Origin of the sequence: Paludibacterium purpuratum, assembly GCF_004363805.1 — a bacterium.
Lineage (GTDB): Bacteria > Pseudomonadota > Gammaproteobacteria > Burkholderiales > Chromobacteriaceae > Paludibacterium > Paludibacterium purpuratum.
Genome location: NZ_SNZP01000001.1, coordinates 273,588 through 290,459, shown reverse-complemented (window position 1 = coordinate 290,459; position 16,872 = coordinate 273,588). Strand labels below are relative to the sequence as shown.

The following is a 16,872-nucleotide window of genomic DNA, read 5'->3' as shown; positions in this document are numbered from 1 at the left end:
CCCCGCCTCCGGCTGAAGGCCTTAGTCGGCCGTTAGAACCAGGCAACCCGCCAACTTCCGCGCCTGCGCGGCCTGCGGCAGATACAGCCACGAGGTGTTGCCATCGATCGGCTCGAATGCCCACGGCAGGCGGCTATCGACGATCAAGCGGCACTCGTCGGAATTTGGACGACTGCGCCGCGGCGTGCACAACATGGAAATCAGCGAAAAGAGTTGCTGCTGGCGCGAATCCGGGTTTTGAGAAAAGACAGGGACTGTTTTACTATCGATGACAACCATGCTAACTCCTTAGTCGAGTTGGTTTGGCCAGCGGGTTCGGCGGTGTGTCAGCACCCCGGGCCCGCGTCTCTTGCGGCAAATGCCGCGCCAAACACCTTACCCAGCAAGACGCAAACTGACAACCAAGCGCAGCCGTCAGAAAATGCTGAAAATTTTTGGCAGATACGACTGTAGGGTGGGGTCGCCGAAGGCAACCCGCCATCGCGTGCGAGAGGTTGGTGCGTTGCTTCGCGAACGCACCCTACAGCCGTTCCTACGGCCGTCACGACGTCTTGACGCTAACGCCAAGCGCCTACCCACACGGAATATTGACAGCCGTCAAATGTTAACATTTAATAATTTATTAACATTTACCATCCCTACAAGCAAAAAAGGCGCAATATGAAGCTCCGAATTGCAACGCTGCTGGTTCTCTCTGCCTTCCTCTACACCGGTTCTGCCATCGTCTTGGCCGCCGACGCGCCGGCGACGGCGCCGGCCCAAGCGACCCAGGCGGTCAACCCCGCCGGTCAGCAATTGCGTGCGCTGGCCGACGAATACTACCGTGCCAGCCTGGTACTCAACCCGCTGGCCGCGCCGGATATGGGCGTGTACAGCTATAACGACCAGTTCGGCGATTATCTGTCCGATGCCTGGATCGCGCAGTCCAAGGCCTTGGAGCAGAAATATCTCGACCAGGTGAAAGCCATCGATCGCGCCAGCCTGTCGGCCGATGACCGCATCACCTACGACATGTTCCGTTACGACCGCGAAATCGCGCTGCGCGGTTTCGACTTCCCGTTCTGGTACCTGCCGCTCAATCATTTCGACAGCCGGGCTTCGACCTTTGCCGATCAGGGTGGCGGCGACGGTTCGGTGACTTTCGCCACGGTCAAGGACTACCAGGACTTCCTGAAGAAAATGGACGGCTTCGCCGCCTGGAGCCACGCGGCCATCGCCCGTATGCGCGAAGGTCAGGCCCACGGGGTGACCCTGCCCAAGCCGCTGGCCGACATCCTGCAGCAACAGTTGCGCGGCTATGTCACCGCCAAGGTGGAAGATAGCGGCTTCTGGAAGCCGATCGCCAACATGCCGAAGGATTTCTCGCCGGCCGACCGCGCGCAGCTGACTGCCGCCTACCGCGATAAAATCGCCAATGTCGTCGATCCGGCCTACCTGCAAATGGCCGATTTCCTCAAGCACGACTACAAGGCGCGCAAGACGCTCGGCTATGGCAGCCTGCCCAACGGCCAGGCCTGGTATCAGTACAAGTCCGACTCGAATACCACCACCTCGCTGCCGGTCGCGCAGATTCACGAGATGGGGAAAAAGGAAGTGGCGCGCATTCTGCTGGAAATGAACCAGATGCGCACGCAGTACGGCTTCAAGGGCGACCTGAAGGCATTCTGGAAGTATCTACAGAGCGATCCGAAATTCTTCTGGACCGACCCCAAGCAGGAAATCGCCGACTACGAGGCTTTCCGCGACAAGATCTACCCGCGCCTGCCGCTGTTCTTCAATCTGATGCCCAAGGCACAGTATGAAGTCCGCCCGGTGTCGAAGGAAACCGAAGATACCGCCGGTGTCGCCTACTACAACCCGGGTACGCCGGACGGCAGCCGCCCGGGCATCTTCTACGTCAACACCAAGCCCGGTCAGCAGTTGCCGAAGTGGAGCATGGAAACCTTGGCGATCCACGAAGCCGCGCCAGGCCACCATTTCCAGATCTCGCTGAAGCAGGAACAGCAGAACGAGCCGGAATATCGCAAGTTCGCCAGCTACAACGCTTTTGAAGAAGGCTGGGCGGTTTATTGCGAAAGCATCGGCCGCGAACTGGGCATGGAAAAAGACCCGCTGCAGTACTTCGGCAAGTTGAACGAAGAAATGCTGCGCGCCATGCGCCTGGTGGTGGATACCGGCCTGCATGCCAAGGGTTGGAGCATCAAGCAGGCAGAGCAGTACATGCACAATAACTCGGCGCTGGGCGCCGGCGACGTCCACTCCGAAGTACGCCGCTACCTGGCGATTCCGGGTCAGGCGTTGTCGTACAAGGTCGGCCAACTGACCATCGCCAAACTGCGCGCCGACAGCAAGGCCGCGTTGGGCGACAAGTTCGATGTCCGCGCCTTCCACGACCAAGTGCTGAGTACCGGTTCGCTGCCGCTGGCTGTGTTGCAGACCAAGGTGCAAGACTGGGTCGCCGCCAGCCAGAAGTAGTTCTTCCCCGGCTGCTCCCGGCCGCCGGTCCCTGCGTTTTGCGGGGGCTGGCGGTTTTTTCGTTTATTGCGCCAACCGGCGTGCGCCGCAGTCAAGCCGCATGTCATATACTATGAATACTCCCGATCGACTGGCCGCGCTCAGCATGACCCGCAAACTATTTTGGCAAGACCCCTACCGCAGCACGCTCGACACCCACGTCGTCGCCGTCGACGACACGCGTATCCGCTTGGCCGAAACTATTTTCTTCGCCTTTTCCGGCGGCCAGGAAAGCGATCACGGCACCATCGGCGGTCAACCGGTGCTGGCGGCGGAAAAGGATGGGTTCGATATCGTCTACACCCTGGCCGAGGGGCATGGGCTGCAAGTCGGCGACGCGGTCACGGTCGGCATCGACTGGCCGCGCCGCTACCGGCTGATGAGGTTGCACTTCGCCGGCGAAATGGTGCTGCAACTGGTGTATCAATCGGTGCCCGGCATCCAGCGCATCGGCGCCCACATCGCGCCCGACAAGGCGCGCATCGACTTCGCGCTGGAGAGCAACATCGCCCAACTGTTTTCGGTCATCGAACGCCGCGTGGCCGAACTGGTCCAGCAGGACCTGCCGATCGTCACCGCCTACCACGACGAGGCCAACCAACGGCGCTACTGGAAAGTCGCCGGCTTCGCCGAGATGGCCTGCGGCGGCACCCACCCGCGCACCACCGGCGAAGTCGGCCGCTTGAGCCTAAAACGCAAGAACCAGGGTAAAGGCAAAGAGCGCATCGAGATCACCCTGGCCCCCCTCGAACAAGACACCGACAAGGTTTGAAGCTGAATGCAAACGCCGCACATCCGCCCGGCCACGCCGGACGACTATTCGGACTGGAAAATCCTGTGGGACGGCTATAACGCCTTCTATGGCCGCAGCGGCGCCACGGCGCTGCCCGAGACCGTGACGCACGCCACCTGGCAACGCTTTTTCGACCCGGCCGAACCCATGCAGGCCCTGGTGGCGGAACTGGATGGCCGCTTGCTCGGCTTGGCGCACATTATTTTCCATCGCAGCACGATCGCGCTCGGCCCGAGTTGCTATCTGCAAGATTTGTTCACCAACGAGGCCGCACGCGGACAGGGCATCGGACGCGCACTGATCGAGGCGGTCTACCGCCGCGCCGAGGCCATGGGCGCCCAACGCGTGTACTGGCAGACGCACGAAAGCAATGCCACGGCACGGCGTTTGTACGACGCGGTGGCGGAAAACTCCGGCTTCGTGGTGTATCGCAAGGCAAACTGAATAAAAGGAACCCCCATGACGACTGCAACGGCCTACTCGCAATTAGCGCAGCTTTTTGCCCGCCTGCATCGCTTCAGCCATCTGGGCGCGATCGCCGGCTGGGATCAGGCCGCCATGATGCCGCCCAAGGGCAACGATGCGCGCGCGGCGGCACAGGCCGAGCTGGGCGTGCTGATGCACGGGCTGATCACCGATAGCAAGCTGCCGACCCTGTTGTCGCAAGCCGAACAGGAAGACCTGTCGGAGATGGCGCGCGCCAACTTGGGCGAAATGCGGCGCGAGTGGCGCATGGCCAATTGCCTGCCCTCGGCGCTCGTCGAAGCCAAGACACTGGCGTCGGCGCGTTGTGAGCACGCCTGGCGCAGTCAGCGCGCCGCCAACGACTGGCCGGGTTTCCTGCAGAATTTCCGCGAGGTGGTGCGACTCGCGCGCGAGGAAGGCCGGCTGTTGGGCGAACAAAACGGCTTGTCGGTCTACGACGCGCAAATGGACAAGTACGAACCGGGAATCACCAGCGCCCAGGTGGAACGGATCTTCACCGAGGTCAAAAGCTGGCTGCCGGACTTGATCGCCCAAGTGCGCGACCAACAGGCCAAAGTACCGGTGCCGGTACCGCAAGGCCCGTTCTCCGTGGAAAAGCAGCGTGCGCTCGGCCTGGAGGTCATGCGCTTATTGGGCTTCGACTTCGATGCCGGGCGCTTGGACGTCAGTCTGCACCCGTTCTGCGGCGGCGTACCGGAAGACGTGCGCATCACCACCCGCTATCGCGAGGACGATTTCGTTCAGAGCCTGATGGGCATCGTGCACGAGACCGGGCATGCGCGCTATGAACAGAACCTGCCGCGCGACTGGCTGGAACAACCGGTCGGTCGCGCGCGCTCCATGGGCATCCACGAAAGCCAGAGCCTGTCGTTTGAAATGCAGCTCGGCCGCAGCCGCGGCTTTCTGCAGTTGATCGCCCCACTGATCCAGCGGCAATTCGGCCCCGATCCGGCGCTGTCCGCCGATAACCTGGCGCTGCTGTATACCCGAGTCCAGCCGGGACTGATCCGCGTCGATGCCGACGAGCTGTGCTACCCGGCCCATATCATCCTCCGCTTCGAAATCGAACGCGCCTTGATGAACGGCGACATCGAGGCGGAAGACGTGCCGGCGTTGTGGGATGAAAAGATGCAGTCCTATCTGGGGCTGGATACGCGCGGCAACTACCGGGACGGTTGTCTGCAGGATATCCACTGGACCGACTCGTTCGGCTATTTCCCCAGCTACACCTTGGGTGCGATGTGTGCCGCGCAATACTTCGCCTGCCTGCGTAGCAGCACGCCGGATCTGGATCGCCAGATCGCCGCCGGCAACCTGCAACCGGTGTTCGACTGGCTCGGCAATCACATCTGGCGCCAGGGCAGCCGCTGGTCCACCGACGAACTGCTGCGGCGCGCCACGGGCGAATCCCTGAATCCGGCGCATTATCGCGCACACCTGGAGGCGCGTTATCTGGCATGACCCCTCGCCCATTCGCCCTACTGCTCTTTGCGCTGTGTTGGCGCGCACCGCCGGCCTACGCCGATGCGCCAGCGCAGGTGGCCATCGATGTCGGCCATTCGCTGGCGGCGCCCGGCGCAAAGAGCGCCAGCGGCGAGACCGAGTTCAGTTTCAACCTGCGCCAGGCGCAGTGGCTGCAACAGGCGCTGACGCACGATGGCATCGGCACCCGGCTGATCGGCGCGGCGGGCGACATGGTCCGGCTGACCGACCGCACGGCACAGGCGAGCCAGGCGAAGTTGTTCGTTTCGGTGCATCACGACTCGGTGCAGCCGCAGTATCTGCCCGAGGCCGACCGTTTCCACGGCTATTCGGTGTTCGTGTCGCGTAAGAACCCCTACCCGGATCAAAGCCTGGCCTGTGCGCGCCATGTCGCCCAAGCGCTGCAGGCGGCAGGCGAACGGCCGACGCTGCACCATGCCGAGCCGATTCCGGGCGAAAACCGGCCGTTGGCCGATGCCGCCTTGGGCGTTTACTGGTTCGACGACCTGGTGGTGTTGAAGACGGCTCGGCAACCGGCGCTGCTGGTCGAGCACGGCGTGATCGTCAATGCGCGGGAAGAAGCCCGGCTCAAGCGGCCGGAGGTGGAAAAGAAACTGGCGCGGGCAGTGGCGGACGGTCTCCGCCAGTGCCTGCCGCTAATCCAGTGATTACTGCAGCTTGCTGTTCATGCAGCCGGCGCTTTGACATTCGCGCAAGCGCGCTTGCAGGAACTGCAGGCGATCGGTGGTCATTCGGGTGGCACAGTCCAGGTTGACGTAGAAGCCGCGCTGGTCCGAATAGCTACAGTTACCGTTACGCTCGCGCATCCAGGCCAACTCACCGGTCTTGAGCATTTTTTTGCCGTCGGCATCGAGCCGATTGTGCAATTCGCCATAGGTGGTGCCCAGATCCTTATCGGCCTGCTGGTACACCTTGTTCAGACAGTACAGACCGTCGAAGTCGTTTTTCGGCTTGTCGCAAGCCGAGTTGGCCAGCGCGGCGGTGCTGCAAACCAATAGTGCCGCCATCAGCAGTGATTTCATCGTTTATCCCACGAAAAAGAACCCTTTGACCAATAAACCATAATCAGTCGATATGCAAGTGTACTTTCGGCGCATTGTCGAAATGCGCAAGCCCGTCGGCAATCGCTTCCGCCAAATACTGCAAGGAAAACACACCGCCGTAAGTCCAGGTCGAGCGCATGGTGGCGAAGCGACCGGCACGCACGAACGGCATGGCGCGCCACAGTGGGCTCTGCCACAAGGGACCGCCGGGGTCGAGGGGCGCGATGGCCAATACATGGGTGTCGCCCAGTTGGGCCAGATCGACCACGCGGCGCTGGGCGACACCCCAAGCGCCGGTCTCGACCGGGCAGCCGGGCTGTAGACCGAGGGCGGCGAGCGCAGCCTGCGGCATCGAGTTGTTGCCATAGAGCCAGACCACGGTCGGGCTGCCGACACGGATCACGCAGACCGCCGGCGCGCCTTGCGGGTAGCGCTGGCGCAGTTGGCGCCGCAGCTGCGCCAGTCGCTGGTCCAGGGCCTGCAGACGTCGGTGCGCGTCGGCTTCGCGGCCGAATTCGCGCGCCAACTGCAAATACAGCGCACGCGCCGTGGCGGCATTGTCGTGCTGGCTGCTAAAGGCCAGCAGAACACGCGTCGGCGCAATACGTTCCAGGCGCGGGCGTAGCCCGGCCAACGCCGCATCGGTCAGGATCAAGTCGGGTTTGAGCTCGGCCAAGCGCTCCAGATTGGGCTCGGCACGGCTGCCGGCGTCGAGTACGCCGGGCGGCAATGGCGGTCGGGCGACCCAGCGCCGATAGTCGGCGCGTTCGGCCACCGCCAGCGGCGTGATGCCGAGCGCCAGCAACTGTTCGGCGCCATCCCAACTCAGCGCCACCACCCGCGTGGGCGCAGCGTGGGCGGCCAGCCAAGGCAGGACAAGGCATAACAGACACAGCAGACGCTTCATGACCGTCCTCCCCGGCGCGCCGACAACGACAGCACTAGTAGCGTGCCGCACAGCAAGCCGGCGCACAGGCCAACCGGCAGTTGCATCGGGTACAGCAGGGTACGGCCGAGCGCATCGGCGATCAGCATCGACAACGCGCCGGCCGCGGCAGCGGCCAACAGCTGCGCGCCGACCGCGCGCGCGCCCAGACGGATCGCCAAATGCGGCATCAGGACACCGACGAAACCGATCGGTCCCACCAGGCTGGTCACCAGCGCGCACAACAGGGCGGCCAGCAGCAGCCAACCGGCACGGGCACGCGATACCGACAAGCCGCATGAGACGGCGAGCGCATCGCCGGCCGCAAGCAGGGTCAGACTGCGCCGGCCGAGCCAGGCCAAGAGCGCGCACCCGCCGACCCCCAGCGCCAAAGCCAGGGCGGCCGGCGCTTCGACACGGTTGGTGGAGCCGGCGAGCCAGGCGAGCGTGGCCACGGTATCCAGCCCGCCGCGCGCCAGGACGAATTGCACCATGCCATCGAGCAGCGCCGACAAGGCGAGCCCGGCGAGTACCAGCGCCGAGGGTCGCCAAGCAAAGCGCCGGCCGAGCCACAGTACCAGCGCCAGGGTCGATACGCTGCCGACCAGCGCCGGCAGCCAGCCGACTTGTGCCAGACCGACGCCGGCCAATCCGGCAGAAAGCAGCAGCGCCAAAGTGGCGCCAGCCGAAATACCCAGCAGATCGGGGCTGGCCAGCGGATTGTTCAGCAGGCGCTGCAAAATAACGCCGGCAACGCCCAGCCCGGCGCCGGCTGCGCCGGCGGCCAACAGCCGCGGCCAACGCAGCCACCAAACGATCGCCTCGGGCCAGGCCAGGCACCAGCCGTGCGCGTCGCGTGTCAGCAGACAGGTGCTCGCGGCCAACAGCACAAAGCCGAACCACAACATGGCGGCCAACCTGCTGTCGAGCCGAACGGCCGGGACAGCTGGCGCGGGATCGGGCGGGTCGCGCACCTCGCCCAGCAACCACACCAGTGCCGGGGCGCCGATCAAAGCGGCAGCGGCGCCGCTGGGCACGCTGTCGGACGACCAGTGCGCAGCCAACTGGGCCAAGCCGTCGGTCAAGCACAGCAGCAAGGCGCCGAGCGCCGCGCTGGCCCCCCATTGCGCCGCGATCGTGCGTGCGCCGGCTCGGCGCGCCAGCGCCGGCGTCAACACGCTGATAAAACCGATCAGGCCGACGGCGGCGACCGCCACGGCCGACAACCACAGCGACAGCAGCAAAATCGCCAGCAATGCCGGCAATAGGGCGAGGCCGCGCCCCGAGGCGGTCCCTAGCCCCAGGCGCAACAGCGCCAACGGCCGCGCCAACAACGGCAACAGCATGAGTGGCGGCAGCAGGCGCGCCGCAAGCCAGGGCAGCCAGTGCCAGTCGTATTGCGCCAAGTCGCCGGCACCCCAGACAAACAAGCCGAGGGCGTATTGGTCGTGCAGCAAAGTCAACGCCGTGGCCAACGCGGCGAGCAGGATGTTGAGCGCCATGCCGGCCAGCACCAATTGCAGCGAGCCCAGCCTGTGCCGCCCGGTCAAGAGCAGCAACAGCCCGGTGGCGACGACGGCGCCGCCCATGGCCAGCCAGTCCGGATGATGCGCCGAAAGCCATGGCCACCACACGGCGCCGGCGATCATGGCCAGCCATGCGCCGGAGGCGGAGCCGAGCGTCATCGGCGACAGCAACACATTGCCGCTCAGTTGTTGCAGCAGGCAGCCGGATAGACCGAGCGTGGCGCCGACGACCAGCGCCATGGCCAGGCGAGGCAGCGTGCCGTAATACAGCAGCACCGCATCGAGGTCCGTGCCGGGGCCATCGCGCACCACCCGCCACAACCAGCCGAGATCGCCACGGGCCGGATAGTGTCGACCGACGGCCGCGAACCACACCAGCGCGGCCATCAGCGGCAGCGCCAGCCAAAGCGGGCCGCGCCGCCACCGCAAAGCGCTCATGCCGTCTCCCGAACCACAGCCTGCGGCAAGCCGCCGGGCCGGGCCAGCAGATCGATATCGATCCCGTACAACCGGCTCAGGCGCTCGGGTCGTAAGAAATCGGTCGGTGCGCCGTCGAACGCCACCCGCCCAGCCTGTAACGCGACAATACGGTCGGCAAAGGCGCAAGCCAGGTTGAGGTCGTGCAACACGGTGATCACGCCGCGATGGCGATCGACATTGAGTCGGCGCAACAAGCGTAGCAACGCATACTGATGGCCCAAATCCAGCGCCGAGGTCGGCTCGTCGAGCAGCAGCAACGGCGCGTCCTGCGCCAACAGCATGGCGATCCAGGCGCGTTGGCGCTCGCCGCCGGACAGCAGGTCGCAGTCGTTGTCGGCCAGCGACGCGATGTCGGCCGACTTCATGGCGCTGCGCACCGCCGCATGATCGGCCGCTTGCCAACGGCCCAACAGCCCGCGCCACGGGTAGCGGCCGAGGCCGACCAGTTCGCGCACGGTCAAGCCCTGCCCTGCCGGCAAGTTCTGCGGCAGGAACGCCAGCCGGCGTGCCAGCTCGCGCGCACCGTAAGCGGCCATCGGCTTGCCATGCAAGGTAATGCGGCCTTGGCTCGCTACCGACTGACGCGCCATCAGCCGCAACAAGGTCGACTTGCCGGAGCCGTTATGCCCCAGGATCACCGTCATCTGCCGCGTATCGATGTCCAGCGCGGGCACCGCCAGAATCTCCCGCGCACCGCTACGTACCCGGATATCCCGCAAACTCAGCACAACCACTCCTCGCGCAAACGCGCCGTTCGTTGTTCGGCCGACAGCTTCGGGCAGCTGCCGCACAATTCGCCGTCGGCACGGCGGAAATGCTGGCAGCAAACCCGTCGCGCCAGGCCCAGTCCCTGGCCGCCATCGGGTAGGTCGAATTGGCATAGGCCGCTTTGTTCGGCAAGTCCGGTGGCGGCGAGCCAAGCGTCCGCCCATTGCCGTACCCGTTCGGGCGCGAAGTCCGGCTGACTGCGCGCGACGGCCAGCAAGGCCGACAGCAGGCAGTCGGCCTGCAGCCGGCCGGCCATTTTCGGGTGCAGGCGGATTTGGGCGCTCAAGTCGGCCAGCAGTTGCCGGCAGATCAAACTCGCCTCGGCGCCGGCTGCGGCCAGGCTTTCCTCCGGCAAGGCATAGGCGAGCGGGCGGTGCGCTTCGAGTACGAAGCCCGATACCACGCCGCCTTGCACGCACTGCGCCAGGCTCGCCAGACGCGGCACCGCCCGACAGCGATGAGCCGCCCAGACCAGCAGATACAGCGGTTGCCAGATCAGCATGGTCCAGCTGCGACTGGCCCAATACAGCGGGCCCGCCTCGGGCTGCGCCCGGCGCCAATAGTCGAGCAGGTCGGCCAGCGGCGCCGGCGAGCCGCCGGCCACCAGTTGGCTTGCGCCCGGCGTGCCGACCCGGCCGGTCAGCCCAGGCTGGCAGGCCGCGACTTGCTGCAATAGCCCCTGCAGACTCACCGCGCCCCTCCAGGCCGGAAGCCGGCGATGGGGTTCTCCAGCACACCGTGAAACTGCAGGCCTTGCGCCGGATCGGCCAAGTTGACCATCTGGCGGTTATTGGCCAATTGCAGACGGTTGAGGCAGGAGCGAATGAAAGTCGGCGCGAACAGGTCGAAGCGCTCGAACTTGTCGGCCAGGTGCGGCATATCGGCCTGATAGCGGCCGACGCAGTCGGCGACCGCGGCCCAGAAACGCGTTTCTGGATAGTTGCCCTGTTCATGCAGGATGGCGGCCAGGAAACGGAAGAAGCAGTCGAACACATCGGTTAACAGCGATAGGGTGCACAGTGCTTCCGGCACCTGTGCGCAGATGCGTTCGAGCACGCCTGGCAGCGGCTCGGCGCGATTGAGCACCCCGATCTCCTCGGCAATGTCCTTCATCAGGACGCGCACCGGGATGTGCCGGTCGAGAATCAGGATCAGGTTCTCGCCGTGCGGCATGAACACCAGGTCGTGCTGGTAAAAACAATGCAGCAAAGGCCGCAGGTAGGCGTCGAGATAGCGGCGCAGCCATTGATCGGTGGATAGGCCGGACGCGTCGATCAGCGCCGGCAGCAAGGCCTGTCCGTCGGCGTCGATGTGCAATAGCGCCGCCATGGTCATCAAGCGCTCGCCCGGCCCCAGCCGATCCATTGGGCTTTCGCGCCACAGCGCCGCCAGTTGTTTCTTGTGCGGCCCGTTGTCGTAGAGCGCCGCCTCATAGTACGGCTGACGGTAACCGATGGCCGCCTGCTCGCGCAGAATGTCGAAGCCGCGCGCACCGAGTTCGGCATCGCCGCGCACCAGCGCGTACAACCACTGGTTGATCGCCGGGGTGCCCGACATGTAATACGGCGACAAACCGCGCATGAAGCCCATATTGAGAATCGACAGCGCGGTTTTGACGTAGCGCCGTTCGGGCCGGCTGACATTGAAAAACGTGCGGATCGATTGCTGCGGCGCATAGCGGTCGCGGCTAGGCCCGAGATACACCAGGCGCTGTGTCGCGATCTCGGCGGCAAAGGCCATGACCAGGCGCTGATGCCATTGCCACGGGTGCACCGGCATGAACCAGTATTGCGCCGGGTCGAGACCGCGGGCGCTCAGCATTTCCTGGAAACGGGCCACGGTCTCGTCGCCCAGTTCCTCGCGCATGAGTTGCGCGTGATCCAAGCCGTCGATGTGGCTGAAGTCGGCGCATCGACGCGCGGCGGCCAGCCAGATCAACGACGCGCTGTTGCCGCACTCGGGCGCCCACTCGCCATAGTCCAAGTCGCTAAAACCGATACGGCCGTTATTGGCCACGAACACCGGATGCCCCTCGGTCATGCCGCTTTCGATGGTCTGGTAATCGGCCAGCGCCAACGTCGGCGCCGCCAACCGCTCGCGCTGCAGTTTATAGGCCGCGCTGTAGAGCGTGCTGCTGATCTCGTCCAGGTAGACCGGCAACACCTCTTGCGACAAACCGAGCAGCTCGCGGCACTCGACGATGAAAGCCAAGGCGTCCAGCGCCACCACTTGGTCGTTCTGCCGGCATTCGACGCTCGCAGCGTCGATCGACCAATGGTCGAGCGCCAGCCGGCGCGCACGGAAACGGTATTCGCTTTCCGCGGTCGCCAGGCGATACCTAGTCCAACCGTCCTCATACGCGACGGCCTCCGGCTTGAGCAGCAATTCGTGACTGAACTCGGCCAGCGCCTTGGCAAGCAGGTGGCGGTTGGCCCGTTGCCAGCAGGCCGGCGATAGATGCGCCAGCGGCGCGGACAGCAGGGGATTCGGGGCGTTCATGACAGCGACTCCTCGCGTGCAGCCAGGTCTTCGCGAGTGCAGAAGGCAAGCCAAGCGCGCTTATTGGGTAGATCGATCTGGCGCTGGTAGACGAAGCCGGCGGCGAGATTGATCGGATGGATTTTTTGATTGGCGATGGCCGGTTCGACCACGATACGGCTGACGCGGGGATCGCTGAACAGCCAGGCCTGGATGGTGCGCATCACCGCGCGGGTGAAACCGTGCACCGGGCGCGTGGGCGGCGCGGTCAGGAAATGCATGCCGCAATCGCCCGCCGCCGCCGGGTAGCACGCCGAAACCGGGTCGCGGCGCGGATCGTATGTCTCCAGCAAGAAAGCCGGCTGGTCGTCGCAATGGCCGATCAAGGCCTGGACATGGGCGCTTGCCGCCACCTGCTCGAAGTACCCGGCCACTTGCGCCGGCGTGTAGTGGCGCATGCCCCAGAAGGCGGCGTGCTCGCTCGACAGCCATTGGTGCAGCAGCGCCAGATCCTGCGCCGGAGAAAGGGGGCGCAGGGTGAAGCGGCCGACGCTTGGCACATCATGCGCATAGACCAGGTCGGCGGAGGAAAAATCATCCCGTTTCATGGTTTTCTCCTCAAGCCAGGCAGGCATGATCTTGTGGCAAACGCGCGTCGGGCACGCCGAAAGTCTGGAAGGCGATGCGGGTTTCCACCGGGTAGATTTCGCGGCCGGTCAGCGCGCGCAGCAGGCAGGCGTTGCGGTAGCAGGCCATGCCTAGATCCGGCGTGGCGAGACCGTGGCTATACAGCCCGACGTTCTGCACGAAAATCTCCCGGCCGGCGCTATCCACCGCGTAGTCGCGCGTGACGTCGAGACGCCCCTGGGCATCGCGCCGCAGACGGTCTTCGATACCCGCCAGGCAAGCCGGCTGGCGATACTCGTAGCCGGTGGCGGCAACCAGCCGGGCGGTGTCCAGACTAAAAGCCTGCTGTTGCTCGCACTGCAACAGATCCAGCGTCAGCCCTGCGCGCCCGCCGTGGTCGCGGCAGGCGGTCAACGCGGTATTGGTCATGAGCCGGGTATCGCAGCCCCCTTGCAGCCGCTTCTGATACAGCAGATCGAAGATCTGGTCGATCAGCGTGCGGTTGATGCCCTTGTACAGACCCTTCTGGCTCTCGATCAGCCGATCGCGTCGCGCCGTCGGCAAGGCGTGGAAATAATCGATGTACTCCGGCGAGGTCATCTCCAGCGTCAGCTTGGTGTATTCCAGCGGATAGAAGCGCGGCGAGCGGGTGATCCAGTCGAGGCGGTAGCCGAAACGGTCGATATCCTGCAGCAGATCGAAGTAGATCTCGGCGGCGCTCTGACCGCTGCCGAGTACCGTGATCGATGGCTGCATCTGCAGTCGCAGCTTGTTGGCCAAGTAGTCGGCGCTATGGATCACCCGTTCGCCGAGTCCGTCGCAGCAAGCCGGCAGGCTCGGAACAGTGCCGGTGCCGAGCACCAGCTTGTGCGCAAGCCAAGTCTCCATCTCGCCGCCATGGCGCACGGATAGCCGGTAGACGCCATCTTGCCAGTCGATCCGTTCGACTCGACGCTGGAAGTGGATCGAAGGCAGTTGGCGCGCGGCCCATTGGCAGTAATCGTTGAATTCGGCGCGTAGCGGGAAGAAGTTCTCCCGGATGTAGAACGGATAGAGCCGTCCCTGCTGCTTGAGATAGTTGAGAAAGCTGAAACGGCTGGTCGGATCGGCCAGGGAAACCAGATCGGCCAGAAACGGCGTCTGCATGCCGGCACCATCGAGCAGCATGCCCGGATGCCAGTCAAACCCCGCGCGTTGTTCGAGAAACGCCCCGTTCAGTCCGTCCACCGGTTCGGCCAGGCAAGCCAAGCTCAAGTTGAATGGCCCAAGCCCGATGGCGATGAAGTCGTGTACTGCTGCTTGTCGCATGTCGAAACACCCTTTCCTGTCGGTGCAGTCCGGCGATTGCACATATTTCATGACGCGCAGCCGTCGCGCCGCGAAAACCGCGACGGCTGCGGACAGGGCATGGGGAAACTCACTTCAAGCATTCGTCATTCTCCAATCACAGGAAATTTGTTTGCTGCATATTATTGCAAATGAGAATGATTATCAATACAATTTGCAGCGATCTTAGTTCCCTGCTTTTGCGCCAGGGCGACTTCAACGAGAAAGGCTGGTATGTCGAGCAATACACGGGCGATGGACAACAAGAAACACAAACCGCTGGCACTCATGCTCTGCTTCGCCGCGGTGGGCGTGCACCGGGCGGCGATGGCCGAGGACGCAACATTGCCGACGGTGACCGTCAACGCAGCCTCGGCGGGTGCACAGGCGCCCACCGCTGGCTACACGGCGCGCTCCAGCGCCGCGGCGAGCAAAACCGATACGCCGCTCAACGAGCTCGATCAGTCGGTGTCGGTGGTGACGCGCCAGCAGATCGAGACTCAGAACCCGGGCACGCTGTCGGAGGCGCTGCGCTATACGCCGGGGGTCTACGGCAACCTGATCGGCGCCAACACCCGCTACGACTATGTGGTGCTGCGCGGCTTCGGCAGCGGCAGCCCCGCCAGCAACGAATGGCTGGACGGTTTACGCTTGCTGGGCGACGCCAGCGGCAACAACAAACCGCAGATCGACCCGTTCTTCATCGAACGCATCGACGTGGTGCGCGGCCCGGCTTCGGTGCTATACGGCCAATCGTCGCCCGGCGGTCTCGTGGCGTTGACCGCCAAGCGCCCGCTATCCGAACCGCTGCACCAACTGGAACTGAGTGAGGGCAACCGCCAACAGCGCGCCTTGGGACTGGACATGACCGGCCCGCTGGCCGGGCGGCCGGATCTGGATTACCGGCTGGTGATCAAGGCGCAAAGCGCCAATCAGCAACAAAGTCTGTCGCAAAGCGAGCGCTACGCCGTGGCGCCGTCGCTCATGTGGCGTATCGATAGTCGCAACCGCCTGCTGTTGCAGGCCTATCTACAGAAGGAACCGGAGATCGGTTATAACGGCTCGGTGCCGTACCAGGGTTCGGCGGTGGATCATAACGGCTGGCGCCTGCCGGCCAGCTTCGACGATGCTTCGCCGACCGACGGCAGCCGGCGCGAACAACAGTTCTACGGTTATCGGTTCGAACACGATTTCAATACCGATTGGCAATTCCGGCAGAACCTGCGCTATCAAAGAAGCAAGGTGCGCTCGCAACAGGTCTACCAGACCGGCTGGGCCGCCGACAATTCGAATCTGCTCAACCGCGCCGCATCGATGAACGAAGAGCACGGCGAGGGCTACGTCATCGACAACCAATTGCAAGGCCATTTCGCTACCGGCGCGCTGGCGCACACGCTGCTCGTCGGCGTCGATGCCTATCGTTTGTGGAACGACGGCTACGATCGCACCGGCACGGTCTCCGCCATCGATGCCTCGGCACCGTCCTATGCCAATGAAAACATCGCCTTTGGCGCACCGGTGCCATTCAGTCGCCGCAATATGCAGACCGGGCTTTACCTACAGGACCAACTGGCCTGGCAACAGTGGCGGCTGAACCTGGGGTTGCGCCACGACCGGGCCGAACTCGCGAGCGCCAACCCGCAGACCGGCAGCAACGCCAACCGACGCGACGACAAGACCACCCGCCGCGCCGGTTTGCTCTACCTGGCCGATAACGGCCTGTCCCCTTATTTCAATTACAGCGAAGGCTTCGACCCGAACGGTTCCGGCTACGTCGACGCCAACGGCAATATCCTGCCAGCCCAGCAAAGCCGCCAGAAGGAGCTGGGTATTAAGTACCAACCGGCCAACAGCCCACTGCAGCTGTCGGCGGCCGTCTACGATTTGCTGCAACAGAACATGGCCTACTTCAACCCGGTGCTCAACTATTCCCAACCGGTTGGCAGCGTGCGTTCGCGCGGTATCGAACTGGAGGCCAAGACCCGCGTCGGTAAGCGCCTATCGTTGATGGCCAGCTTCAGTGCCAACCGCATGCGCATCGAACAGGGCGCACAACAGGGGAACGCGCCATTCGGCACACCGGCACGCATGGCGTCGCTATGGGCCGACTATGCCTTCGACAACGGCTGGACACTGGGCGGCGGCGCGCGCTACCTCGGCCCGGTCTGGCTGGATGACGGCAATACGCTGCAGCTGCCGTCGAGCACGCTGGTCGATCTGTCCTTGCACTACGACCTGGGTCGGCTGAACAGCAGTCTGCGCGGCGCCTCGGCGCGACTCGCGGCCGGCAATTTGCTCAACCGCACGTATGTGGCCAGTTGCTACAACAACGCGACCTACTGCTACTTCGGCGCCAAACGCAACCTGACAGCCACGCTGGGCTATCAGTGGTAAGCGCGGCAC

The 16,872-nt window shown here is 64.2% G+C and carries 15 protein-coding genes; 6 read left to right on the top strand and 9 right to left on the bottom strand.

Translation table 11 applies throughout. The features are described from left to right. Window positions 1–21: 21 nt before the first annotated feature. A complete protein-coding gene (locus tag DFP86_RS01270; protein WP_133678183.1) occupies window positions 22–279 on the bottom strand; it encodes a hypothetical protein in 258 nt (85 codons plus the stop codon). Window positions 280–660: 381 nt separating this feature from the next. On the opposite strand from DFP86_RS01270, the gene DFP86_RS01265 reads away from it, so the two are divergent. The 5 genes from DFP86_RS01265 (at window position 661) to DFP86_RS01245 (ending at window position 5,943) form a co-directional block, all read left to right on the top strand. Beyond that, complete coding sequence (locus tag DFP86_RS01265; protein ID WP_133678182.1) at window positions 661–2,475, top strand: DUF885 domain-containing protein; 1,815 nt, start codon at window positions 661–663, stop codon at window positions 2,473–2,475. Window positions 2,476–2,587: 112 nt separating this feature from the next. Beyond that, complete coding sequence (locus DFP86_RS01260) at window positions 2,588–3,286, top strand: alanyl-tRNA editing protein (RefSeq protein ID WP_243729279.1); 699 nt, start codon at window positions 2,588–2,590, stop codon at window positions 3,284–3,286. A gap of 6 nt (window positions 3,287–3,292) precedes the next feature. Then, on the top strand, window positions 3,293–3,751 hold the full coding sequence (locus DFP86_RS01255; protein ID WP_133678181.1) for a GNAT family N-acetyltransferase: 459 nt from the start codon (window positions 3,293–3,295) through the stop codon (window positions 3,749–3,751). Window positions 3,752–3,766: 15 nt separating this feature from the next. Further along, window positions 3,767–5,254, top strand: coding sequence for a carboxypeptidase M32 (locus tag DFP86_RS01250; RefSeq protein ID WP_133678180.1), 1,488 nt, complete (start codon window positions 3,767–3,769; stop codon window positions 5,252–5,254). After that, entirely contained in the window at window positions 5,251–5,943 is a 693-nt protein-coding gene (locus DFP86_RS01245; RefSeq protein WP_133678179.1) for an N-acetylmuramoyl-L-alanine amidase family protein, read from the top strand. The genes DFP86_RS01250 and DFP86_RS01245 overlap by 4 nt, the downstream gene beginning before the upstream one ends. Here the strand turns inward: DFP86_RS01245 and DFP86_RS01240 are convergent, their stop codons facing one another. Genes DFP86_RS01240 through DFP86_RS01205 form a run of 8 tightly spaced genes read right to left on the bottom strand, consistent with a single transcriptional unit; the run spans window position 5,944 to window position 14,451 of the window. Further along, a complete protein-coding gene (locus DFP86_RS01240; RefSeq protein ID WP_133678178.1) occupies window positions 5,944–6,318 on the bottom strand; it encodes a lysozyme inhibitor LprI family protein in 375 nt (124 codons plus the stop codon). Window positions 6,319–6,361: 43 nt separating this feature from the next. Next, entirely contained in the window at window positions 6,362–7,246 is an 885-nt protein-coding gene (locus tag DFP86_RS01235; protein ID WP_133678177.1) for an iron-siderophore ABC transporter substrate-binding protein, read from the bottom strand. After that, the gene (gene fhuB / locus DFP86_RS01230; RefSeq protein WP_133678176.1) at window positions 7,243–9,228 is read right to left on the bottom strand and encodes a Fe(3+)-hydroxamate ABC transporter permease FhuB; all 1,986 of its coding nucleotides are present in this window, start codon (window positions 9,226–9,228) and stop codon (window positions 7,243–7,245) included. Before fhuB ends, DFP86_RS01235 begins: the two co-directional genes overlap by 4 nt. Then, a complete protein-coding gene (locus DFP86_RS01225; RefSeq protein WP_133678175.1) occupies window positions 9,225–9,998 on the bottom strand; it encodes an ABC transporter ATP-binding protein in 774 nt (257 codons plus the stop codon). Before DFP86_RS01225 ends, fhuB begins: the two co-directional genes overlap by 4 nt. Then, window positions 9,992–10,729, bottom strand: coding sequence for a siderophore ferric iron reductase (locus DFP86_RS01220; RefSeq protein WP_133678174.1), 738 nt, complete (start codon window positions 10,727–10,729; stop codon window positions 9,992–9,994). The genes DFP86_RS01225 and DFP86_RS01220 overlap by 7 nt, the downstream gene beginning before the upstream one ends. After that, a complete protein-coding gene (locus tag DFP86_RS01215; RefSeq protein WP_133678173.1) occupies window positions 10,726–12,537 on the bottom strand; it encodes an IucA/IucC family protein in 1,812 nt (603 codons plus the stop codon). The genes DFP86_RS01220 and DFP86_RS01215 overlap by 4 nt, the downstream gene beginning before the upstream one ends. Further along, entirely contained in the window at window positions 12,534–13,124 is a 591-nt protein-coding gene (locus DFP86_RS01210) for a GNAT family N-acetyltransferase (protein ID WP_133678172.1), read from the bottom strand. The genes DFP86_RS01215 and DFP86_RS01210 overlap by 4 nt, the downstream gene beginning before the upstream one ends. 10 nt (window positions 13,125–13,134) lie before the next feature. Beyond that, window positions 13,135–14,451: a lysine N(6)-hydroxylase/L-ornithine N(5)-oxygenase family protein gene (locus DFP86_RS01205; protein ID WP_208108172.1), complete on the bottom strand. Its 1,317-nt coding sequence runs from the start codon at window positions 14,449–14,451 to the stop codon at window positions 13,135–13,137. A 252-nt stretch (window positions 14,452–14,703) separates the two neighbouring features. On the opposite strand from DFP86_RS01205, the gene DFP86_RS01200 reads away from it, so the two are divergent. After that, window positions 14,704–16,863 carry a TonB-dependent siderophore receptor gene (locus tag DFP86_RS01200; RefSeq protein ID WP_133678170.1) on the top strand — a complete coding sequence of 720 codons (2,160 nt, stop codon included), beginning with the start codon at window positions 14,704–14,706 and terminating at the stop codon, window positions 16,861–16,863. Window positions 16,864–16,872: the final 9 nt, after the last annotated feature.

Coding starts and splice junctions, on each gene's coding strand:
- DFP86_RS01205 (WP_208108172.1), bottom strand. CDS start 14,451: ATGCGACAAGCAGCAGTACACGACTTCATCGCCATCGGGCTTGGGCCA.
- DFP86_RS01215 (WP_133678173.1), bottom strand. CDS start 12,537: ATGAACGCCCCGAATCCCCTGCTGTCCGCGCCGCTGGCGCATCTATCG.
- DFP86_RS01250 (WP_133678180.1), top strand. CDS start 3,767: ATGACGACTGCAACGGCCTACTCGCAATTAGCGCAGCTTTTTGCCCGC.
- fhuB (WP_133678176.1), bottom strand. CDS start 9,228: ATGAGCGCTTTGCGGTGGCGGCGCGGCCCGCTTTGGCTGGCGCTGCCG.
- DFP86_RS01200 (WP_133678170.1), top strand. CDS start 14,704: ATGTCGAGCAATACACGGGCGATGGACAACAAGAAACACAAACCGCTG.
- DFP86_RS01210 (WP_133678172.1), bottom strand. CDS start 13,124: ATGAAACGGGATGATTTTTCCTCCGCCGACCTGGTCTATGCGCATGAT.
- DFP86_RS01260 (WP_243729279.1), top strand. CDS start 2,588: ATGAATACTCCCGATCGACTGGCCGCGCTCAGCATGACCCGCAAACTA.
- DFP86_RS01235 (WP_133678177.1), bottom strand. CDS start 7,246: ATGAAGCGTCTGCTGTGTCTGTTATGCCTTGTCCTGCCTTGGCTGGCC.
- DFP86_RS01240 (WP_133678178.1), bottom strand. CDS start 6,318: ATGAAATCACTGCTGATGGCGGCACTATTGGTTTGCAGCACCGCCGCG.
- DFP86_RS01270 (WP_133678183.1), bottom strand. CDS start 279: ATGGTTGTCATCGATAGTAAAACAGTCCCTGTCTTTTCTCAAAACCCG.
- DFP86_RS01265 (WP_133678182.1), top strand. CDS start 661: ATGAAGCTCCGAATTGCAACGCTGCTGGTTCTCTCTGCCTTCCTCTAC.
- DFP86_RS01245 (WP_133678179.1), top strand. CDS start 5,251: ATGACCCCTCGCCCATTCGCCCTACTGCTCTTTGCGCTGTGTTGGCGC.
- DFP86_RS01255 (WP_133678181.1), top strand. CDS start 3,293: ATGCAAACGCCGCACATCCGCCCGGCCACGCCGGACGACTATTCGGAC.